We start from the raw sequence: 726 nt of genomic DNA, 5'->3' as shown, positions 1-726 counted from the left end.
GACCTGCACGGCACCGCCCGCCCCACCTCGGGAAACTGGCAACGAGCACCCCTCGCCGTGCTGTATTGTTTTCCACGTCACCGAGAGATCGGAGACAAGGTCAGAAAGCCGGAGCCGACGGGCGAGGCAGCCAGACCACGGGACGTGGCGCAGCTTGGTAGCGCACTTGACTGGGGGTCAAGGGGTCGCAGGTTCAAATCCTGTCGTCCCGACTGTGAAGTCGGTTGTAAGAGCCGGTACTTGGGAAACCAGGTGCCGGCTCTTTCTGTTGCTGCGTCAGCCTGGTGGTCGCATGGTGGTCACCGGGCCACATCGGCCATGGCGTTGATGGTTCTTCTGTTCCGGGGCGCTGGTAAGCGGGCAGTTGCCGGTGCGGGCGTGGGTGTTGGCGCCAGGGGCGCTGGGCGTGGCAGACGGGTCGGCCGAGGATGGCGCGGTCGGCGTTGTCGAGGGTCCAGGCTACGGCGTCGACGGCCGCGCGGGCGGCGAGGCGGGTGAGGTCGGCGTAGATGTTCGCGCTGGTCGACAGGGTGCGGTGGCGCAGGGTCTTGGAGATGACGGGCAGGGGGACGCCGGAGGCCGGGGCGAAGCTGGCGGTGAGGTGGCGCAGGTCGTGGAGGGCGATGCGGGGGACGCCGGCTTTGTCGCAGAGCCGGTGGAAGTGGTCGAGGACGTTCTTGGGGTGGAGGGGGCGGCCGTGGCGGTGGAAGACGTAGCCGCCGCTGG

At 68.6% G+C, this 726-nt stretch carries 1 protein-coding gene and 1 tRNA gene; one reads left to right on the top strand and one right to left on the bottom strand.

The window, feature by feature from the left end; all coding sequences use genetic code 11:
• The first annotated feature begins 138 nt into the window (after positions 1–138).
• Positions 139–212: transfer RNA gene (locus ACXJMZ_RS37370), tRNA-Pro, on the top strand.
• Here the strand turns inward: ACXJMZ_RS37370 and ACXJMZ_RS37365 are convergent.
• A partial coding sequence (locus ACXJMZ_RS37365) for a tyrosine-type recombinase/integrase (RefSeq protein ID WP_457034439.1) occupies positions 194–726 on the bottom strand: 533 nt, incomplete at its 5' end. The genes ACXJMZ_RS37370 and ACXJMZ_RS37365 overlap by 19 nt on opposite strands.

Source organism: Kitasatospora sp. P5_F3, assembly GCF_054049135.1.
This window is presented reverse-complemented; position numbering and strand designations above follow the sequence as displayed.